This is a genomic window from Nitrobacter vulgaris, from assembly GCF_002028545.1.
In the GTDB taxonomy this organism is placed as follows: Bacteria; Pseudomonadota; Alphaproteobacteria; order Rhizobiales; family Xanthobacteraceae; genus Nitrobacter; species Nitrobacter vulgaris.
Genome location: NZ_MWPQ01000049.1, coordinates 84,492 through 105,739, shown reverse-complemented (window position 1 = coordinate 105,739; position 21,248 = coordinate 84,492). Strand labels below are relative to the sequence as shown.

Sequence of the window (21,248 nt, the reverse complement as noted above, 5' to 3'; positions counted from 1 at the left end):
TTAAGGCACAGACAACAGGAGCTGCTTCATGAAGGGCGACCCGAAGGTTATCGACTACCTGAACAAAGCGCTCCGCCACGAACTAACGGCGGTCAACCAGTATTGGTTGCATTACCGGCTGCTGGATAACTGGGGCATCAAGGATCTCGCGAAAAAATGGCGCGCGGAGTCCATCGAGGAAATGGAGCATGCCGACAAGTTGATCGACCGCATCATCTTCCTCGACGGCTTCCCGAACATGCAGGTGCTTGATCCCCTGCACATCGGCCAGAACGTCGGCGAGGTGATGGATTGCGATCTCAAGGCGGAGTATTCGGCCCGTGCTCTCTACGAAGAGGCGGCGACGCATTGCCACGCGGTGAAGGACTACGTCACCCGCGACATCTTCGAGAAGCTGATGAAGGACGAGGAAAGCCATATCGACTTCCTCGAAACCCAGATCGATCTCATCAAGAAGATCGGCGTCGAGCTCTATTCGCAGAAGCACATCGGCGAAATGGATCACGACTGATCCTCATTCGGTTCTCCATCGCAAAAGTCGGCGTCGTTGCGCGCCGGCTTTTTGCGTTTCTATGGATGCGCAAGAGCTTTTCCGCTTGAGGGATCTTGAAGCGGACCTTTAATTCTGATCGAGGCGTTCCTCACGCGAAGAGGTTCCTAGACAATAGCTCTCGTTAGCTAGCCAGCCGGATCGTGCTTCACCGCCCACAGAGCGAAGGCGTAGGCGAGGGCGATCTCGTCGAGCCGGTTAAAGCGGCCGGATGCGCCGCCATGTCCCGCGCCCATGTTAGTTCGCAACAGAACAGGCCCGCCTGAGGTCATGGTGGCGCGTAACCTTGCGATCCATTTCGCCGGCTCCCAATAGGTGACGCGCGGATCGGTCAGCCCGCCCATAGCGAGAATCGCCGGATAGTCCTTCGCCGCGACGTTCTCGTAAGGCGAATAGGACAGGATCGTGCGGAAATCTTTCTCGCTCACGATGGGGTTGCCCCATTCCGGCCATTCCGGCGGGGTCAGCGGCAGCGTGTCGTCGAGCATGGTGTTGAGCACGTCGACGAACGGCACTTCCGCGACGAGGCCGGCGAACAACTCGCCTGCGCGGTTGGCGACCGCGCCCATCAGCATGCCCCCGGCGCTGCCGCCGTGGCCGACGATGTTTTTGGCTGACGTATAGTTCGCCGCGATCACCGCGCGAGCACAGGCGGCGAAATCGTCGAAGCTGTTGGTTTTCTTCTCGCGCTTGCCGTCGAGATACCAGCCCCAGCCCTTGTCCGCGCCGCCGCGGATGTGCGCGATGGCATAGACGAAACCGCGGTCAACCAGCGACAGCCGGTTGGCCGAGAACGAAGCGGGCATGGCGTGACCATAGGAGCCGTAGCCGTAGAGCAGTAGCGGCGCGCGGCCATCCTGCGCGAAATCCTTGCGATGCAGGATCGAGACCGGCACTTCGGCGCCATCGTTCGCCTTGGCCATGATGCGGGTGGTGACATAGTCCGCTGGATCGTGCCCTGACGGAATCTCCTGGCGCTTGCGTAAGGTTCGCGAGCGGCTCGCCATGTCGTAATCGAACACCTCGGAAGGCGTCGTCATCGACGAATAGCTGAAGCGCAAGGTTGTGGTGTCGAACTCGTAGCCGCCATGGGTATCGAGCGAATAGGCAGCCTCGTCGAAGGCGATTGCGTGCTCATTTCCGGTCGCGAGATCGCGGACGACGATCGACGGCAACGCGTTGGCGCGCTCGAGCCGGACCATGTGACCGGAATAAAGCTCAAAGTCGATCACATAGGTGCCGGGCCGATACGGGATCAGGTCGCGCCAGTTCGCGCGGTCCGGCTCTGAGAGCGGCGCGGTCATGATCTTGAAGTCAATCGCGCCATCGGCGTTTGTGAGGATGAACAGTTCGTCGTTGCGATCGGCGACGGAATACTGCACGCCGACCTCGCGCACTGCGATCACGCGCAGTGCGGCCTCGGGCGCGGCGAGATCGATCAACCGCTGTTCGGACGTTTCATGATCGCCGCCGGCAATCACGCAGAAGCGGCCGCTCGCGCTCTCATGAATATGCGTGAACCAGCCGATATCCTGTTCTTCGTAAATCAGCACGTCATCGGATTGCGGTGTCCCGAGCCGGTGGCGGTAGACCTGCATCGGACGATGGTTGTCGTCGAGCTTGACGTAATAGAACGCGCGTGAGTCCGCGCTCCATACCACGCCGCCGTCGGTTTCCTCGATGACATCGGCAAGATCGGCGCCGCTGTCCCAGTCGCGGATACGGATCGTAAAATATTCCGAGCCGCGATCGTCGGCGCTCCACGCTTCCAGGTGATGATCCGGAGAATGACGGGCTTCGCCAAGCTGAAAAAATTTTTTGTTTTCTGCAAGCGCATCGCCATCGATAAGAAAACGGGCGTCGCCGCCGTGGCGCGGCTGCCGGCCGATCATCCGGTGCTGGCCGCCCTCCCGGTATTTTGTGAAATAGGCAAATGGCCCGTCGGGGGAGGGGACAGTGGAATCGTCCTCTTTGATGCGGCCGCGCATTTCGGCGACGAGCTGCTTTTGCAACGGCTCGGTCTGCGCCAGCACGGCGTTCGAATAGGCATTCTCAGCCTCAAGGTGGGCGCGGATTTCCGGCGCAAGCAGTGATGGCTCGCGAAGCACCTGCTGCCAGTTCGTATCTTTCAGCCAGGCGTAATCATCCGTCAGGGTGATGCCGTGATGCGTATAGTTATGTGAGCAGCGGTCGGCTTTCGGCGGTGTCGGTGTCGATGTCATGAAAAAAGGCGCCTGGTCGAAGCGCAGGTTGAGCGTGCGCGAGAACTGAACGTGATGTTTCGTTCATAGGAGGGCGCGCGCGCAACGGCAAGCCGGTGTGTCTCGAAAGTCCGATTTGATGCGGAGTTCGTAACCGGACGCGTCTATCATTCCGCCAAGGTTAGCCGTGATCGGGCACGTCGAGTCCCATGGTCGTGTACTGCCGAATCTTGTTGCGCAGCGTACGTACCGATACGCCCAGTACTCTTGCTGCGCGGGTGCGGTTGCCGTCGCAACGTGCCAGCGTTTGTAGCACGAGCTCCCGTTCGATTTCGTCGACCGTGGAGCCGACCAGCAGCGGAACCACTGCGTCCGGCGTGAGCGCAGCCTGATCCTGTACCGAACACTGGTCTTTGATCTGGAATTCCTGGTTCATCGGTGCCTCCCCGAAGTGCGGCTGGCGTCCAGCCGGCGGATTGAGACCCCCATCCCGGCGACAAGGCTGTTATGATATGGTTACCAGAACATTAACAATCCTGCATTCGTCGGAATTCCTCATAAAACAACGGGAAAACTACCGATCCTGCGCCAAAATGCGCGTAACAGTTGAATGTTAAGTCTAAAGCGATGCTAACGCGAAGTGTGTTTCCTGCCGTCGCAATTGCCGATTGCGACGTGCCCCCGCCAGGGACGGAGCCGATTCGCTCGGTTGGCCCGCGAACGGATCAGTTCCTGCTGCGAGCGACGTGCAGGATTGCACCCGCCTCGACTGCCTCTTACGCTTGCGACAGTCCCGAATCGCCTTCCGCCCTTCTCGCGCTCAGGAGAGTTCCGCATGTCGTCATCGTCGCTGTTTCGCGCCGCCTTGCTCGCGCTGGCCGTGTGCTTCGGCCTGTCCTCTTCTGCCAGCGCTGACAGCGGCACGGTGACGCTGACCATCTACAAGGGCGGCTGGATCATCGGCGCCTCCGCCGGCGGCGGTACGCTCACCTTCCACGGACGGCGATATCCGCTTTCGGTCGGCGGATTGGATTATGGCCTAGTGTTCGGCGGATCGAAGACCGTGCTGCGCGGCCAGGTCAGCCGCATCAGCCGGCCGTCCGATGTCGCCGGCGTTTACGGCGCGGCCGGCGCGGGGCTGGCGATCGGCGGCGGCGCCCGCGCCATCGTGTTGAGCAACCAGAAGGGCGCGGTGCTGGAGCTTTCCGGCCGTCAGGTCGGCCTGATGGCCAACGCCGATCTCTCCGGCCTTGCGATCTCTATGAAGTAGTGGTCCCCTCGCGCAGCGAGCCCGCGCTAGATATGAGCGCCGCGGTTATAACCCTCGATCAACTGGTTGTAGTCGCGGAGCAGCCGCGGCGGCGAGCCCTCGACCATCCAGCCGCCACCGCCGCCGAGCATCATGCGGTCGCCCTGACTGTAGGGTACCTTGTCACGGATGCGGCGCATCAGTTGCTTCGCCGAGGTCAGATATGATTTGGCGCTGCTGACGAAGAACGAGCCGAGTTTCGCATCGCCGTCCTTGCCCGATGCCTCTTCGGCCGCCTTCACCGTGGTCTCATACTCGGTCAGCGCCTGCGTGATCGCCGCGATGTCGGGCTTGTCGGTGTTTTCCGCGCGTAACAGGCGCTTGGCCTGAATCCTCAGCGCCTCGACGTAATAGTGCGTTTTGCGGCCTTCCTTCGCTTCGATCGCGGCGAGCTGTTCCGCCGCCTGCTTGTCTTTGATGGCTTCGACACCGGCGCGCAGCTTTTTGTCGGCGCTCGCGAATGCGTCCCACGCCGCGACAAGGCGCGGATGCATCTCCTTGCCCTTGGCCATCTTGTCGTCCTTGTAGTTCTCCTGCTCGTAATACTCGTCGGCCTCCTTCAGCAGCGGCTCGAGCTTGCCGACGGCTTCGGCGTAAGCGGAAGCAGCAGATTCGAGTTCGGCATCGTGCGGCTCCGCCGCGTTAGCCTTCTCGACGTTCTTCTTGCAGTCGGTCGTGTCGTAGATGGTGTAGGTGCCGTAGATGATACGTTCCTTGCCGGTCGGCCCGGTCTTCTTCGCCCATGAGAAGTAACGGTTGCGCGACTCATACGACCGCTCCGAGAGGCGGTTGATGCAGCCGACATAGGCGTTGAGCTTTTCGACGAGCGGCGAGGGGGACGAAGAGGGAGACGTTTTGTCTTGTGCGGCGGCGGACGCGAGGGACATGCCGAAGACTGCGGCGGACAACAGGGCAATCGCCCGAAACGGCGTCATGATTCTCTTCCTCGCGATGCTGACAATCCCCGCATTTGTCGCATGAATCGCGAGGAGGTTCACGCGGTGTTTCGAGCGCCAGGAACGCCTTCGATCCAGACAGCTAGCTCCTGCCAAGGCTGAAGATTCCAATGGCTCGATGCAAGTCCGGATGTTGAAGATAAAACGAAAATATCTGGATCGTTCACTGAAGGTGATTGACGCCCTAGTGGGATGTTTTTGGTTGGCTGCTCGAAGAATAAACTCGCAGCACGTTTACTTGTAAACGCAATGGTCTTCGGTTGGTATTTCTCGATCTTGGCTCGAAACGATGAAACATCAAATCTCTCTTTTGCGATTTGATGATCCATCCCCGCAGCGTTTTTGCATATATCCGTAAACCCAATTCCGAGTTCTAGTAACTTCGGAAATTCTTCGGGATTATACCGGCGGGAAGTAATGCCCGCTTCGTGCAAAGCGCCCCAGAAACGATTTCCAGGGTGAGCATAGTAGGCGCCGACGGTCGCTGACCGGCGACTCGCTGCGGTTCCCACGAAGACAACTCGAAGATCATTCGCTAGTTGGTCGGGAAGTAAAGACATAGTTTTAATTTGCCTCTCACAACACCCGATTACTCTCCTTCACCTTCTCCGCGTCGAGATACACGCTTGACCCCATCTCCTTGAACTTCGCGCTCATCTCGTCCATGCCCGCTTGTGCAGTCTCCGGATAGAGCGCCGCCTTCTCGTTATCTCCGAGCGTTGCCGCGTAGTCGCGTACGTCCTGCGTGATTTTCATCGAGCAGAATTTCGGGCCGCACATCGAGCAGAAGTGCGCCACCTTGTGCGCGTCCTTCGGTAGCGTCTCGTCGTGGAAGGCCACCGCCGTCTCGGGATCGAGACCGAGGTTGAACTGGTCCTGCCAGCGGAAGTCGAAACGCGCGCGGCTCAATGCGTCATCGCGCAGTTGCGCGGCCGGGTGGCCCTTGGCGAGGTCGGCGGCGTGCGCCGCGATTTTGTACGTAATCACGCCGACCTTCACGTCGTCGCGGTTCGGTAGCCCCAAGTGCTCCTTCGGAGTCACGTAGCAGAGCATCGCGCAGCCGAACCAGCCGATCATCGCGGCGCCGATGCCCGAGGTGATGTGGTCGTAGCCCGGCGCGATGTCGGTGGTCAGCGGTCCCAACGTATAGAACGGCGCTTCGCCGCACTCTTTCAGCTGCTTGTCCATGTTGATTTTGATCTTGTGCATCGGCACGTGGCCGGGGCCTTCGATCATCACCTGGCAGCCTTTCTTCCAAGCGATTTGCGTGAGTTCGCCGAGCGTTTCCAGTTCGGCGAACTGCGCGCGGTCGTTGGCGTCGGCGATCGAGCCGGGGCGCAGACCGTCGCCCAATGAGAAGGAAACATCATACTTGCGCATGAGGTCGCAGATTTCCTCGAAATGCGTATAGAGGAAACTCTCCTTGTGATGTCCGAGGCACCACTTCGCCATGATCGAGCCGCCGCGAGAGACGATGCCGGTGACGCGGTCGGCGGTGAGGTGGATGTAGGGCAGGCGCACGCCGGCGTGGATGGTGAAATAATCCACGCCCTGTTCGCACTGCTCCACCAGCGTGTCGCGATAAAGCTCCCATGTCAGCTTGACCGGATCGCCGTCGCACTTCTCCAGCGCCTGATAGATCGGCACCGTTCCGATGGGGACGGGCGAGTTGCGCAATATCCATTCGCGCGTGGTGTGGATGTTTCGGCCCGTCGAAAGATCCATCACCGTGTCGGCGCCCCAGCGGATCGCCCACACCATCTTGTCTACTTCCTCTTCAACCGAGGAGGTCACGGCCGAGTTTCCGATGTTGGCGTTGATCTTCACCAGAAAGTTGCGGCCGATGATCATCGGCTCGAGTTCGGCATGGTTGATGTTCGACGGAATGATGGCGCGGCCGCGCGCGATCTCCTCGCGCACGAATTCCGGCGTAATAAACGCGGGGACGGAGGCGCCGAAGGACTCGCCGTCGGCCAGCGCGGCTTCGGCGCGTTCGAGTTGTTGTTTGCGCCCGAGGTTCTCGCGCTCGGCGACGTAAATCATCTCCTTGGTGATGATACCAGCGCGAGCGAATTCGAACTGGGTGATCGGCGCATCGCCAACACCCCGTAGCGGCTTGTGGTGTGCTGTGAACGCGGCTGCGGCGTGCTTTGCTCCGACATTGCCGTTGTCTTCGGGCTTGATGACGCGGCCGTCATATTCCTCGACGCCGCCGCGTTCTTTCACCCAGGCGAGACGCGTGCGCGGCAGGCCGGCGTTAACGTCGATGACGACGTTCGGGTCGGTGTAAGGTCCGGAGGTGTCGTAGACCGGCAGGTTCGGCTCGCTTGCGCCCTCAGAGAGAATGATCTCGCGCAGCGGCACCCGCAGGTCCGGCGCGGCATCGGGCGCGGAGAAAATCTTGCGGGACGAGGGCAGGGCACCGGTGGTGACGGCGGGGCGAGTGGTGTCCGGATTGGGGCGGATGTTCATGGCGTTTCTCCGGTTCGAGACCAGTCGTTGTGGGTCAATGCGAATAGACGAGAAGGCAGAAGATGGCGCCTCATGCGGTTTCAATCATCTGTTCGAGCCAGGCTTTTACCCGCGCATCGGGGTCGGGGTTCTGCGTGATGTCGCTGACCACGGCGATCGAGTCCGCGCCGGCGGCATAAATCTCTGACGCTTGCTCCAGCTTGATGCCGCCGATCGCGACCAGCGGGATATTGTCGACGCGCTTCTTCCATTCGGTGATTTTCGGAATTCCTTGCGGCGCAAAGCGCATCGCCTTCAGCGTGGTCGGAAAGATCGGACCAAGCGCGATATAGTCCGGTTCGGCGGCGAGCGCGGCTTCGAGTTCGGCGTCGTCATGGGTGGAAAGGCCGAGCGTCAGCCCGGCTTTGCGAATCTCGTGGACGTCGGCCGTCGCCAGATCCTCCTGGCCGAGATGAAGGTGCTTTGCACCGGCGACGATGGCGGCGCGCCAGTAGTCGTTGACAACCAGCCGCACCGGCGTGCCCTTAACGATCTCCAGCGCATCGCTGACGAGCTGCAGTGCTTCGCCATCGTTGAGGTCTTTTGCGCGCAACTGCACCGTGCCGACGCCGAGTCCAATCAGGCGGCGCAGCCAGTCCAGCGTGTCGACGACAGGATAAAAGCGATCAGGATACGCGTGGCGATCAGGATACGCGTGGCGATCAGGATACGCGTGGCGATCAGGATACGGCATGCCAGAACGGTGTCCCTACAACGGGGGTGGATGGCGAGGCGAAGTCGCGGGCCTCCATCAGGCCCGCCTCATGAGCGCTGCGGCCGGCTTCCACCGCGAGCTTGAAAGCGCCAGCCATGACAACTGGATCGGCGGCCTTGGCGACGGCTGTGTTGAGGAGCACGGCGTCGTAGCCCAGTTCGAGGGCTTGCGCCGCGTGCGAAGGCGCGCCGAGTCCGGCATCGACGACGAGCGTGATATCGGGCAAGCGTTCGCGCAAAAGCTTCAAGGCGTTGGTGTTGATGATACCTTTCGCGCTGCCGATCGGCGCAGCCCATGGCATCACCACTTTGCAGCCCGCCTCAACAAGCCGCATCGCGACGCCGAGATCTTCGGTGCAATAGGGAAACACGTCAAAGCCGTCCTTGATGAGGACGGCGGCGGCTTCGACGAGTCCAACCACATCAGGCTGCAGCGTGTCGTCGTCGGCGATGACTTCAAGCTTGATCCAGGACGTGTCGAATAGTTCGCGAGCAAGTTTCGCCGTCGTGACGGCTTCGCGCACGCTTTTGCACCCGGCGGTGTTCGGCAGCACCGTGACATCGAGTTCGCGGATCAGCGACCAGAAGGCGTCGCCGGTTTTGCCGCCTGCTGTCTCCCGCCGCAGTGACACAGTGACGATCTGGCTGCCCGCGGCGCGAATGGCGCCTTGCATGATCCTGGGCGATGGATACAGCGCCGTTCCGATCAGCAGCCGGGAGGAGAACTCGCGATTGTAGAATTTGACTGTGCTCATGGCGAAGTCCCAATTCTCGTCTTCACGACGGACACATTCGTTCCGTCATTGCGAGGAGCGTTAGTGACGAAGCACTCCGGTCTATGCTTGCTGCGCGGTAGAACTGGATTGCTTCGCTTCGCTCGCAATGACGGGAGAGGATGACTATCGGTCATTACCCTCACCCTCCTTGCCGCGGCGTGATGATCTCGATCTCATCGCCGCTCTTTAGCGTCGTATCCGCCCATCGGCTTTTCGGCAGCACGTCAAAATTCAGAGCGATTGCGACGTGCGTGCCTTCATAGTCGAGCTCGCTCAGCAGGGCGTCCACGGTCTGCGCTGCGATCTCGCGCCGTTCGCCGTTGACGATCACTTGCATTGCATCACCTCGTTGTCGATCTCCCCGCGCGCGACATAGCCGAGCGTCAGTTCCGCGAGCGCCGGAGCCAGCAGGAAGCCGTGACGGTAAAGCCCGTTGACCGCGATCCGATTCTTGTCGATCGCGATGCGCGGCAGGTTGTCGGGAAAGGCGGGCCGCAGGCCTGCGCCGATCTCCACGATCCGCGCCTCGCCGAACGCCGGATGTACCGCGTAAGCGGCGCTCAGCAGTTCCAGCGCGGAACGCACGCTGACGCCGTCGTCCTCGCATTCGATCGAGGTGGCGCCGATCATGAAGCGGTGGTGTTCACGTGGAATGATGTAGAGCGGCCATCGCGGATGCAGGAGTCGCACCGGGCGCGACAGCATGATCTCGTCAGTTTCGACGATAATCTCCTCGCCCTTGACGCCCCGCAGGTCTGGAAACGTGTCGCGCGCGGCGAGGCCGCGGCAATCGATCGCCAGACCCTCAATGTCGGCTGGCTTTGGCGCGCTGCCAAATTCGATCTGGCCGCCAGCCGCGCGGATGCGCGCGTGCAGTTCAGGCAGTACGCGGCGCGGCTCGACATGGGCTTCGTCCGGAAAGAACAATGCTTCACGAAATCGTCCATCAAGCGATGGTTCGAGCTTGCTCACGTCGTCGCGCTGAAGGTGTCGGTGTCCTGATGTCATCCGCGCGAAACGCTCGAAATCGGAGCGGTCGCGCGGATGCGCCACCACAAGAGAGCCGTTGAAAGACGTATCGGGAGCATGTTCGTGCCATAGCGCGAGCGAGCGAAGGCCGAGACGCGAGACGAGAGGTTCGGACACCTCGGATTCGCACCATGGCGCGAGCATGCCGCCGGCCCAGTGGCTGGTGGCATGCGCCATCGCGTCGTCGCCGCGTTCGTGGAGCATGACCGCGTGTCCAGCCTTCGCGAACAGCAACGCCTGCCATGCGCCGGCAATACCTGCACCGATCACCGCGATCGGGGGCGCCCCCCGTTTCTCCCGCGTCTTCTGAAGCATCCCTGTCCCTTCGCCGGCATGACCCGGATCAGGTTCAAAGGGTCACCGCGGTCCCTGCAATCCGTCTTCGGATTACGAGCTTGCGGTATCTCAGCTCCCTGACGGAGCACCCCTCGGAACAACCCTTAATCTAGACCGAAAGGCAGGGGTGTCAACGCGCGGCAGACGCAATCGTCGATAATAGACGCGGTTCCATGCTTGGTGCTTTGCGGGACGTTTTTGCGGTCGCAGCGCTCGGCGCGGTTCGCGGCGCTCCGCAACGGAACAATCGCACGTCTACCGCCGCTCGACAGCTACCGCATCGACGCGACGCTACTCGACCCCGTATCGCCGGCAGTTCAGTGCGGCACGATCGACAGCGGCGCACCGGGAATTCGCGCGTCAGCGCTCAGGGTCTCGTGCGTGGCGCGCTGAAGCCGTTGCCGCTTCGCCGCGTAGTAGTAACCGCCGGCGTAATAAGCCACCGCGCGGTCATGGTTGCCGTGAGCTGCCTGGTATGCGCCCGCGAGATATTTGACTGCATAGGTGAGGTTGGTTTCAGGATCGAGCAGGCCTTCAGCGGTGCCGGTGTAGCCGAGGCCGCGAGCGGTTTCGAGCTTGATCTGCATCATGCCATAGTTTCCGCGATGAACCACGCGTGGATTGTAGCGACTTTCACGCATGATGACGCGGTGAACCAGCTCGACAGGAACGCCGTTGGCTTGCGCATGTGCCGCCACCATCTGTGCGTAGTCCACGTGTTGCGCGGTCGATGGCTGCGGCCATGCCATCGTGACAAAAACAAGAAGCGGACCGAATTTGCGTAAATTTGTCACGGGCACCCCTTCACGATCCGCCTTTTTTACCGCCTCAATCTTGCCTTTCCTATGGCAAAATGGACGAAATAGGAAGCTCATGAATTCAGCCTGCCGAGGGCGTAATGCCAAGGAACTCTTTGAGATCGTGTGGCGTCGTGTTGCGGCGTCTAGCTACACGAGGGGCGCTTGCGGAATGTCGCAAATTTGTCGCGAGAGGGAGTCAGGATCGAGCAATGCGAACTCTCGGTGAGTTGCGCTCGCTACAATTCGCAGACAAAAAAGAGCAGATGGGAGAAGCGTCATGGTCGCTGCCATATCTGATGATTTACCCCACCAAAATCCTTGTGCGCAGTGCGGTCGTCTGATTGCCGCGCCAGTATGGTTTGAAAACGGACCGCGCCGAACAGCGTATCTCTGGCAATGCGTTCACTGTGGCTATCAGTTCGAAACCGTCGCGTTCTTTCGCGAGGCGAACGACGAGCTGCGTGCACACGCTGCTTAGCGACGTCGTTTCGACCGGCTGCACTGTAAATCTTGAGAAACGCAAATCTTGAGAAACGACGGTGTCGCTGTTTGCGATGGCACATCGCTCTCGGTCATTGGTCGCGCTGCTGCGTGTCGGCGTAGCTTGCGTGCGTCGTTCGAAATCTACGCACATCTTTGTGTTGTTTTGTCCGATTGGAACGGGATTTATCGAAGGTGTTCCGTGGAACCACTCTTGGCGTCATGGGTTCTCGCTACTCCATTTAAACTGAAGGAGAACACACTGATGATCTCAAAACATATGACGGTCGCGTTGATTGGCTCCGCGCTGTTGGCAACGGCGGCGGTTGCTCAGACGCCGAACACCATGACGATGAATGCTCCGGCCGCTACCACATCAGTGTCAGGCTATCATGGCACCTGGCGCTCGTCGAAGTTGGTCGGTCTTAACGTTTATAACGATACCAACGACAAGCTCGGCTCGATCAGCGATCTTCTGTTGGACAAGAATGGAGCGATTAAAGCTGCGGTGATCGGGGTAGGCGGCTTCCTAGGCGTTGGCGAGCGTCTGGTTGCGGTACCGTTCGAAAAGCTGAAGTTTGTCGACACACCTGCGCAGGCATCGGCCTCGGGAAGCGGCGCAGGTACGGGGACCACCACGGGATCTGCGACATCCGGGCCGGCCACGGTCAATACAACGAAGGCGGACAAGAGTTCATGGTATCCGGATCACGCAGTCTTCAGCGCGACCAAGCAACAGCTGGAGGCGATGCCTGAATTCAAATACTCGACCTGAGCCGCCAGATAGACGGCAGAACGACCAACGCGCCCGGTTTTTACCGGGCGTGTTTATTCGTGCATAGCTTCGTTTGGACGGAGGAGGAGGGACGCGACGATGCCGGGCAGCATCGGGAACTTTGACCCTCACAGCGCCGGCAATGTCTTGAGCTCGACGTTCACGGTGCCTGCCGCTTCGGCGATTACGCGCAGCGTCTTTGAATCGAAGGCGATGCCCGCAAGCTTCAGACTGCTGATCTCTGCCGTGACCTTGGCGCCGTTCTCACTTCTCTGAAGATCCGCGATCATCGCGGCGATCTTCTCTCGCGCATTCGATGCGAACGGTTTGAGGTCAAGCACTGTCTTCTCGGCCAAGGCGTGTTGCAGATAGGGCAATGCCGTTTGCGCGGCGGTGCCGAGCAGGCCGAACGCGGCTTCGGATTCGACGGCAAGTTGGATGTCTGTCAGGCGTACGATCTGCTCGGCCTGGTCGAGAGCGGGTCTACCGCTGATGTGGATTGTGGCCTCGCCGTTGAAACCGAACCAGCTCTTCTTTTCTTTCGCATGAACGAGAAGCGAGATCAGAAGGTGGTCGCCCGCGGCCGCGACGCTGACCTGTTTGACAGTGACCTCAGCCGCGCCGCTTCCATCTTCGGGGAATGTCTTGCCGACGAGTTGTACCTCAATGATCTTGGTAATGTCGGTGAAGGACATGTCGATCGGAACGCCGATATTCAGTTTTCCCGTCGTGGCCGGAACGATGGCGAGCGTCTGGGGAAACGGACAGTCGGGTTTGGTCGCCGCGGTCGTGATCCGCGTCTCGGCTTCGACACCAAGTGTCAACGTGACGTTGCTGGTGTCAATGCGCGGTTGAGCCGCGATGGCGCGCACCGGCTTCAGCTCGAGGTAAAGATCCTGAAACCCGGCTGCACCCTGTAATGGAATCGAGCGGCACATCTGCGTCCACTGCCGTCGCGCGTTGCGTTCCAGAGCGGGATCGTTGCGGATGCGCTGCTGCAGGTTTGCGATCTGTTCGTTGACTGCCCTGTCGATGACGGGCTTGACCTGTGACGGCACATTGAGGCGCGCGCCCGCGACCGAGAGGTTGGTGTCTCCAAGATTGACCTGCGCGGTTATGCCGGGATCGATACGCCAGTTTTCGGCCAGCGCCGGCCGTGCCGTCATCACGACATTGCCCTTGATCTCGGCATTGGCATTCAGATTCTTGATGTTCACGCGGCCGATCCGTTTGGCGATGTCGCCGCCGAGTACGCCCGCGAGCGCGTTACCGACCGCATCCTGGGCGTTGGCGGATAGCGATCCAGTAACCTTGACGGCGCCGGTCAACGGCGTCGACAGCGACAGCACGCCGTTGACGCCCGTGGCGCTGATCGCGCCGCGGGATGCGGTCCAACCGATGTCCGCGTTCTGGAGAATCTGCGCCGCCGGATTGTCGGCCTTGCCAGCGAAGTTATGCGGAGCCGCGCGCTCGGCGGCGTCGCGAATGAGCGTGAGGGGTATCTTGATCGGCGCGACGATGCTCGAATTGCGGTTGACGGGGGGGAGCGATGGCAATGTCGCTAGGGCAGGCTTGTCGATGTCGCGCGGCGACAACCAATCCACGGCCTTGAGACCGGAAAGAAACGAGACCGCAAGGATCACGATGCCGAGCAGGATGGTCTTGAGGTTAAACCCAGGCCGCATTGGCTCCCCGACTTAATCACCTACCGATGCGGGGACCAGATGCGGGAAATTTGGCTAAAAAACGCCCAGCACGATTGCGCCCACGAAGGCGAGTGCGATGTAGGCGATCAGGATGCTCATGTGGCCCGCGAAAGTCATGCGACCTCACGCCATTTGTTCGTCGTAACGCAGCGTCCTGCAATCGGTTCCAGTCTCGCCACCCATCTTCTATGGCGCACCGCAACGGCGTGGTTAAAAATGACTGAAAACAACACATTGAAGAAGCTTTAAATAAATTCGTTGAACGTGCGCGGATGACGCGCAGAGTTGCCTTGTATTTTGTCGGCTCCCTCGTCCTCGTATCGTTGGCCGGTTGCGGGCGCGGTTTTTTTCAGACTGCGGAGCGCGAACCGTGGCGGGCCGAGGCTGAAGCTGCATGTCTGAAATCCGGCGAAGTCAGGGAGAGTGCCGATCTCGTTCGCATCCGTCCGATCAATGGCCCCGGCATTTGCGGCGCGGAATTTCCCCTGAAGGTCTCGGCGCTCGGTGAAAACCCGGCGTACGGCTTTGCCGACGAGGATCTCAGGCCCCCCGCGTCAATCGGCCGCCAGCCGCGCTGGCCGATCGCGCAGCCCGCCTACCGGACGCCCCCGCCGCCATCCTACCCTGAAACACCAACTCCTCAGCCCGCCTCCGGCGACGGATCGAACGGGCCGGTCTCGCTGACCGCGCCCGGTGTCTATCCTGCCGAGGGTCGGATCGAGTTGCCGCCGGACGGACCGCAGGATAATCACGCATCGCCGAACGACCATTACGGACAGTCGTATCCGCGGCCGCAGCCTCAGTCCTATAGCGGCACACGGTCCTCCGCGTATCCGGCAGCGCCTGCGCTGGATTCGTCACAGAACTCGCTGCGTCTCGGACCTGCGCGCGGGACCGTCACCAGCGCGGTCGGTCCCGTCGTGGTGAAGCCTTCCGCGACGCTTGCATGCCCGATCGTCTCGGCGCTCGATCGCTGGTTAGCGGATGCGGTACAGCCGGCGTCGATGCGTTGGTTCGGCGCGCGCGTGGTCGAAATCAAGCAGATCTCGGCTTATTCCTGCCGTGGCATGAACGGTAATCCGCGCGCGCATATTTCCGAGCACGCCTTCGGGAATGCGTTGGATATCGCTGGTTTCACGCTGGCGGATGGACGATACGTTTCAGTGCAGCACGGCTGGAAGGGTCTGCCGGAAGAGCAGGGTTTCCTCCGCGATGTGGAAGCGTCGGCCTGTCAGCGCTTCGCCACTGTGCTGGCGCCCGGCTCCAACGTCCATCACTACAATCATATCCATGTCGATCTGATGCGCCGCGCAAGTCGCCGAATGGTCTGCAACCCTGCTGCGGTATCGGGCGAGGACATTGCCGCACGCGCCGCTGCGCGCGGTTCGTATGCCAGCCGCGAGCCGGCTGTCACGGGATCATTTGGCGGTCGCAAGAACCATTCGCACAGTTACGCCAGCGAGGCGGATTATGACGAATAGTGGCGTCGAGCGCTGGCTGTCTTATTCGCTGCTGTTTGATTTTCGGCGGAGTCAGTCATGATCGTCTTCCTCCTGCCGCGGAGTTTCGTTGGCGAGGGGTCCGGCGCGCCGAACCCCTCATTCACAGTGAAACACGCTTTCCTCAAGTGAACCGCAAGTTCACTTCGATTCAAAACGCTTTGCGGATATCAGCCAGCCTGTAAGCCGGGTTCTGTAGGGCACCGCACACTTACGCATACGATACGTGACGGCCATTCCTCTGGGACAACGTTTGCACGTTGCCTCATGCAACCTACCCGGACAGCGAGCCCGACATAGCCCTGCGATGTTATCGCCCAAGGCGAACCTCTCGCGACGCCGTCCCTATTCGGTTTTGCTCCCGGTGGGGTTTGCCATGCCGTCTCCGTTGCCGGAAACGCGGTGCGCTCTTACCGCACCTTTTCACCCTTACCGCTCTCACCCCTCCCTCTTTCGGCAAGCGAAAGGAGAGGGTGGAAGCGGCGGTTCGTTCTCTGTGGCACTGTCCCTAGGGTCACCCCCGCCGGATGTTATCCGGCACCGTATGTCGATGGAGCCCGGACTTTCCTCCCCCGCAAGCCTTTCGGCCCGAGCGGGAGCGGCCGTCCAGCTGACTGACGCGGTACGCATGACCGCTGTGCACCGCGCCGTCAAGTCGAGCCGTAATAATTCGGATACTTGCAAGGGAACTTGTATTGCCCTCCCGCCATTGGAGTATTGCGGCAATGTCTGCATGGGAGGTTGTAATGACCGATTTGCACCTTTGGCGTCCTACCCACGGAGGGGTCGAGGACATGCGCGGGATCGTGCCGGAGGAGAAAAACTACGCCATCGGCTGGACGCTCAGCGCTTTCCTGACGCTGACGGTGGTAAGCGTCGTTTGGACGTTCGGATTCTGAGTTTGATGAAGCCGATCTGGGGGCATTTTTTTGCGAGACGTCTGCGCGACATCCCGCCCCCTTGTGGCGCCGTGACAAATCAACATCTTTTTGTCATGGAGCGAGACGTGAGCAGTGATCACCGCGCGGAACTGGATCGGCATCTTGCCTGGTTGGAAGGTAAAATGCCGCTACGATTTGCGAAATTTATGGGTTGGGTGCGTAAGCCCTCCTCGCGGCTGGTCCGCGTTCCGTTTGCGATGGCGTTGATCATCGGCGGCATTTTCAGTTTTCTACCGGTTCTCGGGCTGTGGATGTTGCCTCTCGGTCTTATTTTGATCGCGCAAGATCTGCCGTTCTTGCAGGGACCGATGGCCCGGATGCTGGGGTGGATCGAGCGCAAATGGTTGGAGCGAAAAGTCGCGAAACGCATGTCGTAAGGCTTCGCACGACTATTCCATTTCGGGCTCTCTGGGGCCAAGACCGTCTCGATATCGGACAGCGACGCGGCTCAAATGCCCCAAAAAGCATGAAAAACAGGCCCATGGCGGCAAAAGACGGTAAAAATTGTCTTTAACGAATCAGTATGCTGATTCATTTTATTCTCCTGGGTCAATCGGGAGACCAAGGTATGAACGTTATTGTTTTCGCATCGCGTAAAGGCGGCTCAGGCAAAAGCACCCTGGCCGCTCATCTTGCCGCACAAGTTCATAAGGCTTCGAGGCCCTGCCTGCTGGTCGATGCCGATCCGCAGGGATCACTGACGCTTTGGCACAAGTTGCGCGGCACCAACGAGCCTCCGATCCGGACAGCCAATCGCTCCGTCACCGAAATCATCAACGCCGCGAAGCGTGACGGCTTCGAGTGGGTCTTTATCGACACGCCTCCGAATCTGACGGCCGTCGTCGATGACGCCATCCGGAATGCAACCATGGTTGTGATTCCCGCGCGACCCGGCGTGTTCGACGTCAACGCCGTTCAGGGCACCATCCAGAGCTGCCGGTCTGCACGGAAGCCTTACGCGGTTGTCATCAATGGTGCGCCGGCAATGCGCGATGGCTCCGAAAGTCCGATCGTTACCATTGCGCGCGAGGCTCTGGCAAAATTCCGCGCTCCGGTTTGGAGTGGCCAGATTACAAATCGCGCCGATCTGCTGCTGGCGCTTGCACACGGCGAAGGGGCACGCGAATACGATTCCCAGGGCCGCGCTGCCTCGGAGATTGGACGGTTGTGGGCAGCGATTGAAAGGTCCGTCAAGGCGATCCGAGGGTCTGTGTCCTCGGGCGGAGCCATGCATAAGCAGGCCGCCTGACCGTCGCTCGATGCTGGTGACAAAGCGCGCGGGTTTCGCGCGTTTTGTCTTTTTGCGCCAGAGCGTTTCGAGCGAAGCATGTCCTCGGCCTTGACCCGAGGATGGATACGGTTCGCGTGAAGAAAACGCGTCAGATCAAATCAAACAGAGTTTGATCCGATCACGACGGCCAGCGTTGCGCCTTGCTGACGACGAAATCTCGGAAAGCCTGAACCCGCGCCACGGATTTCAGCTCTTCCGGATACACGAAATAAGTATCTAGCTGAATCGAATCGGATTCGCGAAACAACTGAACCAGCAGGTTGTTCCCTCCGACCAGATAATCCGGCAGCGCCGCTATGCCGAGACCTTGCTGACAGGCGCTGAACAGGCCCAGTATGCTGTTGACGGTGAAGTAGGGTTCGTGCGGTCCTGAGCCGTTGCGAGCGGCATCGATCAGCCAATTGCGGTTCTGGAGATGGGGCGATGCCTGCGTCTCGTTGAGCAGGATGATACGGTGCCCACTGAGTTCCTCAAGCGTTCGCGGGGTGCCGAAACGCTTGACGTATTCGGTCGAACAATAGGCATGGAAACATATTGCAAACAGCTTGCGCTGAATCAGGTCGGGCTGGGTCGGCTTGTATGTGCGGATCGCGATATCGGCTTCCCGCATCGACAGATCGAGCTCTTCGTCCGTCAAAAGCAGTGAGATCCTGATCTCCGGATACAGCGAGGTGAATTCGCCTAGGCGCGGTATCAACCAGTTGATGCCGACTCCCGGCGTGGTCGTCACCTTGAGGTCGCCGCTTGGTCTTTCCCGGCTGTCGGCGAGCTGGGCGCGCGCCGCCTGTAATTGCATGAAGACATCATGCGCGGTGCGGAACAGCAGATCACCCTGTTCGGTCAGGATCAGCCCCCGCGCGTGACGATGAAACAGCGGGACCGAGAGTTCCTGCTCCAGCGCGCCGACCTGTCGCGATACGGCAGATTGTGACAGCCCGAGCTGCTCACCGGCGTGTGTGAAGCTCCCAGCCTCTGCCGCGGCGTGAAACACTTTTAGCTTGTCCCAATCCATGTCGGCACACTGCGCGGTTATTCTGCCGCAGCGCGGTCGCCCGCGTGCGCAGCGAGAAACCGTTCGGCTTCCAGCGCGGCCATGCAGCCCAGGCCTGCGGCCGTCACGGCTTGGCGATAAACCTCGTCCGCGACGTCGCCGGCGGCGAACAGGCCCGGCACAGACGTTGCTGTCGAATTCGGCGCAACTTCGACGTAGCCCGACGGCTTCAGCTTGACCTTGCCCGTAACCAGTTCGGTCGCAGGTGCGTGGCCGATCGCGATGAACACGCCATCGGCTGCGACTTCGGTGAGTGCGCCGGTCTTGACGTCCCTGAGCCGCACATGGGTAACCTTGGGAGGATCCTCGCTGCCACAGATTTCGTCGATGGCGCTGTCCCAGACGACCTTGATCTTCGGATGCTTGAATGCGCGATCCTGCAGGATGCGTTCAGCGCGGAAGTGATCGCGGCGATGCACAAGGGTGACCTGCGAGGCGAAATTGGTAAGGAAGAGCGCTTCCTCGACCGCTGTGTTGCCGCCGCCGACTACGATCACGTTTTTACCACGATAGAAAAAGCCATCGCAGGTAGCGCATGCGGATACACCGAATCCCTTGAACTTGTCCTCGGATGACAGCCCGAGCCAGCGCGCCTGCGCGCCTGTTGCGAGGATTACGGTTTCGGCGAGATAGACCTCGCCGCTGTCGCAGGTTAGCCGGAACGGCCGCTGTGACACATCGAGGGAATTCACCGTATCGGTTACGATCCGGGTACCGACATGCGTCGCCTGCTTCTCCATCTGCTCCATCAGCCATGGCCCCTGGATCACGTCGGCGAAGCCGGGGTAATTTTCAACGTCGGTCGTAATGGTGAGCTGGCCACCCGGCTGGATGCCCTGGATTAGCACCGGCTCCAGCATGGCGCGCGCCGCATAGATCGCCGCCGTGTAGCCCGCCGGCCCGGAGCCGATGATGACGACCTTGGCTTGGGTGGGGGCGGACATGGAATTGGAATCCCTATCGTAAGACAATGGCTTGCGCGCAAGGCACAAAATGGCCCGCGAAGGCTCGTAGAGGCGTGAGAAGCGTCGGGATCGACGCCTCCGATATCTGGCTAGCTATGCGAAAAATGCAACCCGTCACTGCAACAATTCCTCTAAGCACCAAAGTGAACCTGGCGCAATAAAATTACGCAAGCGTCCCCATTTGCGTTAAGTAAGACCTGCCGGGATTCGACCTTTGCCCCGGCTTTCGGGATTGGATGCGTGTGTCGAAAAGTCTGGACCAGATCGATCTTAAGATTTTGAACGAAATTCAGGCCGACGGCCGGATCACCAACGTCGAACTGGCGAAACGGGTCGGCATTTCGCCGCCGCCGTGCTTGCGCCGGGTTCGGACGCTGGAGGAAGATGGTTATATTCAGGGATATCGCGGACTGCTCGATCCCCAGCGGCTCGGTTTCGAGGTTACGGTGTTTGCGTCGGTGCATCTGTCGAGTCAGGCGGACGCCGACCTTCGCGCGTTTGAGGAGTTCGTACGTCGCGAGCCGCTCGTGCGCGAATGCTGGATGCTGTCAGGCGAGGTCGACTTCATCTTGAAATGCGTTGCGCCTGACATGGCCACATTTCAGGATTTCGTCGCGCATCTCACCGCTGCGCCGCATGTGCGCAACGTGCGGACCTCGCTGGTGCTTCACAATTCCAAATACTCCCCGGCAGTGCCGTTGGAGCTGAAGGTGCCGGGCTAAGGCCGCAAGGTGAGCCAAAGCCTGATTGGTTTCAACTCTTGTTGAAAAGCATCTTATCGAGGCTGATGGGACCGCCGCCAGCGAACACCAGGTAGAAGAAAACAAAACAGTAGAGCGCGGCCAGTTCGCCATGATTGACGATCGGCATGAAGTTCTGCGGCGCATGCACCATGAAGTAGGCGACCGCCGTCATGCCCGACGTGATGAAGGCCGCGGCCCGCGTGAACAACCCGACGACCAGAAGCCCGCCGCCGACCAGTTCGATGACCCCGGCAGCCCCCACCATCGACGCGATTTGCAGATCGGCGAACATCGGCAGGGACGGGAAGCCGAGCAGCTTGGCGGTGCCGTGCTGCATGAGCAGGAGCCCGCTCATGAAGCGAAGCAAACTGAGAACAGTCGGCTGCCATTTGGCGAACATCTGGTCCATGTGTCAGGTTTCCCCCGGTTACGACGTCCGAACATACCCGCTCGTCACCCTGTCGTCACAGGCCGACGCAGAATTCTAACACCCCGGACCCCCGACCGGTTCCAGAACTGGAACAAGTTGATTTCCGTAACTTTGGTCTTGGCGTCCTGGCCGCGACCGGACAGGGAAACGTCAAGGCCGCAGGCACCGCACGGGTTTGGGTTGGC

General features: G+C 60.3%; 24 protein-coding genes, 1 other RNA gene and 1 riboswitch. Of the genes, 10 read left to right on the top strand and 15 right to left on the bottom strand.

Annotated elements, in window-relative coordinates; translation table 11 throughout:
- Window positions 1-28 precede the first annotated feature (28 nt).
- A complete protein-coding gene (gene bfr, locus B2M20_RS13305) occupies window positions 29-511 on the top strand; it encodes a bacterioferritin (protein ID WP_079447515.1) in 483 nt (160 codons plus the stop codon).
- 167 nt (window positions 512-678) lie between these two features.
- On the opposite strand, the gene B2M20_RS13300 is transcribed toward bfr, so the two are convergent.
- Both B2M20_RS13300 and B2M20_RS13295 read right to left on the bottom strand, forming a co-directional pair.
- Window positions 679-2,772 (bottom strand): S9 family peptidase, encoded by a 2,094-nt coding sequence (locus B2M20_RS13300; RefSeq protein WP_079447514.1) that lies wholly within the window; start codon window positions 2,770-2,772, stop codon window positions 679-681.
- Window positions 2,773-2,932: 160 nt separating this feature from the next.
- Window positions 2,933-3,187 carry a helix-turn-helix domain-containing protein gene (locus B2M20_RS13295; RefSeq protein WP_079447513.1) on the bottom strand — a complete coding sequence of 85 codons (255 nt, stop codon included), beginning with the start codon at window positions 3,185-3,187 and terminating at the stop codon, window positions 2,933-2,935.
- A gap of 399 nt (window positions 3,188-3,586) precedes the next feature.
- Between B2M20_RS13295 and B2M20_RS13290 the strand changes: the two genes are divergently transcribed.
- Window positions 3,587-4,021, top strand: a complete 435-nt coding sequence (locus B2M20_RS13290; RefSeq protein WP_079447512.1) for a hypothetical protein — start codon at window positions 3,587-3,589, stop codon at window positions 4,019-4,021.
- A 26-nt stretch (window positions 4,022-4,047) separates the two neighbouring features.
- Here B2M20_RS13290 and B2M20_RS13285 read toward each other — a convergent pair whose 3' ends face one another.
- The 8 genes from B2M20_RS13285 to B2M20_RS13250 form a co-directional block, all read right to left on the bottom strand.
- Window positions 4,048-4,995 (bottom strand): YiiG family protein, encoded by a 948-nt coding sequence (locus B2M20_RS13285; protein ID WP_079447678.1) that lies wholly within the window; start codon window positions 4,993-4,995, stop codon window positions 4,048-4,050.
- A gap of 59 nt (window positions 4,996-5,054) precedes the next feature.
- Window positions 5,055-5,576, bottom strand: coding sequence for a mismatch-specific DNA-glycosylase (locus B2M20_RS13280; protein WP_079447511.1), 522 nt, complete (start codon window positions 5,574-5,576; stop codon window positions 5,055-5,057).
- A gap of 16 nt (window positions 5,577-5,592) precedes the next feature.
- The gene (thiC, locus tag B2M20_RS13275) at window positions 5,593-7,488 is read right to left on the bottom strand and encodes a phosphomethylpyrimidine synthase ThiC (RefSeq protein WP_079447510.1); all 1,896 of its coding nucleotides are present in this window, start codon (window positions 7,486-7,488) and stop codon (window positions 5,593-5,595) included.
- A 70-nt stretch (window positions 7,489-7,558) separates the two neighbouring features.
- On the bottom strand, window positions 7,559-8,221 hold the full coding sequence (locus tag B2M20_RS13270) for a thiamine phosphate synthase (RefSeq protein WP_079447509.1): 663 nt from the start codon (window positions 8,219-8,221) through the stop codon (window positions 7,559-7,561).
- Entirely contained in the window at window positions 8,208-8,996 is a 789-nt protein-coding gene (locus B2M20_RS13265; protein WP_079447508.1) for a thiazole synthase, read from the bottom strand. The genes B2M20_RS13270 and B2M20_RS13265 overlap by 14 nt, the downstream gene beginning before the upstream one ends.
- A 160-nt stretch (window positions 8,997-9,156) precedes the next feature.
- On the bottom strand, window positions 9,157-9,354 hold the full coding sequence (gene thiS / locus B2M20_RS13260; protein WP_079447507.1) for a sulfur carrier protein ThiS: 198 nt from the start codon (window positions 9,352-9,354) through the stop codon (window positions 9,157-9,159).
- Complete coding sequence (locus B2M20_RS13255; RefSeq protein ID WP_079447506.1) at window positions 9,345-10,361, bottom strand: FAD-dependent oxidoreductase; 1,017 nt, start codon at window positions 10,359-10,361, stop codon at window positions 9,345-9,347. Before B2M20_RS13255 ends, thiS begins: the two co-directional genes overlap by 10 nt.
- Window positions 10,350-10,485: riboswitch (TPP riboswitch) on the bottom strand. Its footprint overlaps the gene before it by 12 nt.
- 214 nt (window positions 10,486-10,699) lie before the next feature.
- Window positions 10,700-11,131, bottom strand: a complete 432-nt coding sequence (locus B2M20_RS13250) for a transglycosylase SLT domain-containing protein (RefSeq protein WP_173816014.1) — start codon at window positions 11,129-11,131, stop codon at window positions 10,700-10,702.
- Window positions 11,132-11,391: 260 nt separating this feature from the next.
- Between B2M20_RS13250 and B2M20_RS20580 the strand changes: the two genes are divergently transcribed.
- Together B2M20_RS20580 and B2M20_RS13240 are read left to right on the top strand one after the other, a co-directional pair.
- Window positions 11,392-11,523, top strand: coding sequence for a hypothetical protein (locus B2M20_RS20580; RefSeq protein WP_274533966.1), 132 nt, complete (start codon window positions 11,392-11,394; stop codon window positions 11,521-11,523).
- Between the two features lie 404 nt (window positions 11,524-11,927).
- On the top strand, window positions 11,928-12,437 hold the full coding sequence (locus B2M20_RS13240; RefSeq protein WP_079447504.1) for a PRC-barrel domain-containing protein: 510 nt from the start codon (window positions 11,928-11,930) through the stop codon (window positions 12,435-12,437).
- Window positions 12,438-12,565: 128 nt separating this feature from the next.
- On the opposite strand, the gene B2M20_RS13235 is transcribed toward B2M20_RS13240, so the two are convergent.
- Entirely contained in the window at window positions 12,566-14,122 is a 1,557-nt protein-coding gene (locus B2M20_RS13235; protein WP_079447503.1) for a DUF4403 family protein, read from the bottom strand.
- A 39-nt stretch (window positions 14,123-14,161) separates the two neighbouring features.
- On the opposite strand from B2M20_RS13235, the gene B2M20_RS19155 reads away from it, so the two are divergent.
- A complete protein-coding gene (locus tag B2M20_RS19155) occupies window positions 14,162-14,392 on the top strand; it encodes a hypothetical protein (protein WP_139372915.1) in 231 nt (76 codons plus the stop codon).
- A gap of 23 nt (window positions 14,393-14,415) precedes the next feature.
- Entirely contained in the window at window positions 14,416-15,624 is a 1,209-nt protein-coding gene (locus B2M20_RS13230; protein WP_079447502.1) for an extensin-like domain-containing protein, read from the top strand.
- A 184-nt stretch (window positions 15,625-15,808) separates the two neighbouring features.
- On the opposite strand, the gene rnpB is transcribed toward B2M20_RS13230, so the two are convergent.
- An RNA gene (rnpB, locus tag B2M20_RS13225) (RNase P RNA component class A) lies at window positions 15,809-16,260 on the bottom strand.
- A 128-nt stretch (window positions 16,261-16,388) separates the two neighbouring features.
- Here rnpB and B2M20_RS19790 point away from each other — a divergent pair.
- The 3 genes from B2M20_RS19790 (at window position 16,389) to B2M20_RS13215 (ending at window position 17,832) form a co-directional block, all read left to right on the top strand.
- Window positions 16,389-16,541: a hypothetical protein gene (locus tag B2M20_RS19790; RefSeq protein WP_173816001.1), complete on the top strand. Its 153-nt coding sequence runs from the start codon at window positions 16,389-16,391 to the stop codon at window positions 16,539-16,541.
- A 2-nt stretch (window positions 16,542-16,543) separates the two neighbouring features.
- Entirely contained in the window at window positions 16,544-16,960 is a 417-nt protein-coding gene (locus B2M20_RS13220; protein ID WP_139372914.1) for a hypothetical protein, read from the top strand.
- A 191-nt stretch (window positions 16,961-17,151) separates the two neighbouring features.
- Window positions 17,152-17,832 (top strand): ParA family protein, encoded by a 681-nt coding sequence (locus tag B2M20_RS13215; protein ID WP_079447676.1) that lies wholly within the window; start codon window positions 17,152-17,154, stop codon window positions 17,830-17,832.
- A 160-nt stretch (window positions 17,833-17,992) separates the two neighbouring features.
- Here B2M20_RS13215 and B2M20_RS13210 read toward each other — a convergent pair whose 3' ends face one another.
- Both B2M20_RS13210 and trxB read right to left on the bottom strand, forming a co-directional pair.
- On the bottom strand, window positions 17,993-18,886 hold the full coding sequence (locus B2M20_RS13210; protein ID WP_079447500.1) for a LysR family transcriptional regulator: 894 nt from the start codon (window positions 18,884-18,886) through the stop codon (window positions 17,993-17,995).
- Window positions 18,887-18,903: 17 nt separating this feature from the next.
- The gene (trxB, locus tag B2M20_RS13205; protein WP_079447499.1) at window positions 18,904-19,869 is read right to left on the bottom strand and encodes a thioredoxin-disulfide reductase; all 966 of its coding nucleotides are present in this window, start codon (window positions 19,867-19,869) and stop codon (window positions 18,904-18,906) included.
- Window positions 19,870-20,132: 263 nt separating this feature from the next.
- Here trxB and B2M20_RS13200 point away from each other — a divergent pair, with 263 nt between their 5' ends.
- Window positions 20,133-20,612 (top strand): Lrp/AsnC family transcriptional regulator, encoded by a 480-nt coding sequence (locus B2M20_RS13200; protein WP_173816000.1) that lies wholly within the window; start codon window positions 20,133-20,135, stop codon window positions 20,610-20,612.
- Between the two features lie 31 nt (window positions 20,613-20,643).
- Here B2M20_RS13200 and B2M20_RS13195 read toward each other — a convergent pair whose 3' ends face one another.
- Window positions 20,644-21,042, bottom strand: a complete 399-nt coding sequence (locus B2M20_RS13195; protein WP_079447497.1) for a DoxX family protein — start codon at window positions 21,040-21,042, stop codon at window positions 20,644-20,646.
- Window positions 21,043-21,248 lie beyond the last annotated feature (206 nt).

Bases quoted from the DNA above. Each gene is read 5' to 3' on its own strand.
- bfr (WP_079447515.1), top strand. From the start codon at position 29: ATGAAGGGCGACCCGAAGGTTATCGACTACCTGAACAAAGCGCTCCGC.
- B2M20_RS13300 (WP_079447514.1), bottom strand. From the start codon at position 2,772: ATGACATCGACACCGACACCGCCGAAAGCCGACCGCTGCTCACATAAC.
- B2M20_RS13295 (WP_079447513.1), bottom strand. From the start codon at position 3,187: ATGAACCAGGAATTCCAGATCAAAGACCAGTGTTCGGTACAGGATCAG.
- B2M20_RS13290 (WP_079447512.1), top strand. From the start codon at position 3,587: ATGTCGTCATCGTCGCTGTTTCGCGCCGCCTTGCTCGCGCTGGCCGTG.
- B2M20_RS13285 (WP_079447678.1), bottom strand. From the start codon at position 4,995: ATGACGCCGTTTCGGGCGATTGCCCTGTTGTCCGCCGCAGTCTTCGGC.
- B2M20_RS13280 (WP_079447511.1), bottom strand. From the start codon at position 5,576: ATGTCTTTACTTCCCGACCAACTAGCGAATGATCTTCGAGTTGTCTTC.
- thiC (WP_079447510.1), bottom strand. From the start codon at position 7,488: ATGAACATCCGCCCCAATCCGGACACCACTCGCCCCGCCGTCACCACC.
- B2M20_RS13270 (WP_079447509.1), bottom strand. From the start codon at position 8,221: ATGCCGTATCCTGATCGCCACGCGTATCCTGATCGCCACGCGTATCCT.
- B2M20_RS13265 (WP_079447508.1), bottom strand. From the start codon at position 8,996: ATGAGCACAGTCAAATTCTACAATCGCGAGTTCTCCTCCCGGCTGCTG.
- thiS (WP_079447507.1), bottom strand. From the start codon at position 9,354: ATGCAAGTGATCGTCAACGGCGAACGGCGCGAGATCGCAGCGCAGACC.
- B2M20_RS13255 (WP_079447506.1), bottom strand. From the start codon at position 10,361: ATGCTTCAGAAGACGCGGGAGAAACGGGGGGCGCCCCCGATCGCGGTG.
- B2M20_RS13250 (WP_173816014.1), bottom strand. From the start codon at position 11,131: ATGGCATGGCCGCAGCCATCGACCGCGCAACACGTGGACTACGCACAG.
- B2M20_RS20580 (WP_274533966.1), top strand. From the start codon at position 11,392: ATGCGAACTCTCGGTGAGTTGCGCTCGCTACAATTCGCAGACAAAAAA.
- B2M20_RS13240 (WP_079447504.1), top strand. From the start codon at position 11,928: ATGATCTCAAAACATATGACGGTCGCGTTGATTGGCTCCGCGCTGTTG.
- B2M20_RS13235 (WP_079447503.1), bottom strand. From the start codon at position 14,122: ATGCGGCCTGGGTTTAACCTCAAGACCATCCTGCTCGGCATCGTGATC.
- B2M20_RS19155 (WP_139372915.1), top strand. From the start codon at position 14,162: ATGCGGGAAATTTGGCTAAAAAACGCCCAGCACGATTGCGCCCACGAA.
- B2M20_RS13230 (WP_079447502.1), top strand. From the start codon at position 14,416: ATGACGCGCAGAGTTGCCTTGTATTTTGTCGGCTCCCTCGTCCTCGTA.
- B2M20_RS19790 (WP_173816001.1), top strand. From the start codon at position 16,389: ATGACCGATTTGCACCTTTGGCGTCCTACCCACGGAGGGGTCGAGGAC.
- B2M20_RS13215 (WP_079447676.1), top strand. From the start codon at position 17,152: ATGAACGTTATTGTTTTCGCATCGCGTAAAGGCGGCTCAGGCAAAAGC.
- B2M20_RS13210 (WP_079447500.1), bottom strand. From the start codon at position 18,886: ATGGATTGGGACAAGCTAAAAGTGTTTCACGCCGCGGCAGAGGCTGGG.
- trxB (WP_079447499.1), bottom strand. From the start codon at position 19,869: ATGTCCGCCCCCACCCAAGCCAAGGTCGTCATCATCGGCTCCGGGCCG.
- B2M20_RS13195 (WP_079447497.1), bottom strand. From the start codon at position 21,042: ATGGACCAGATGTTCGCCAAATGGCAGCCGACTGTTCTCAGTTTGCTT.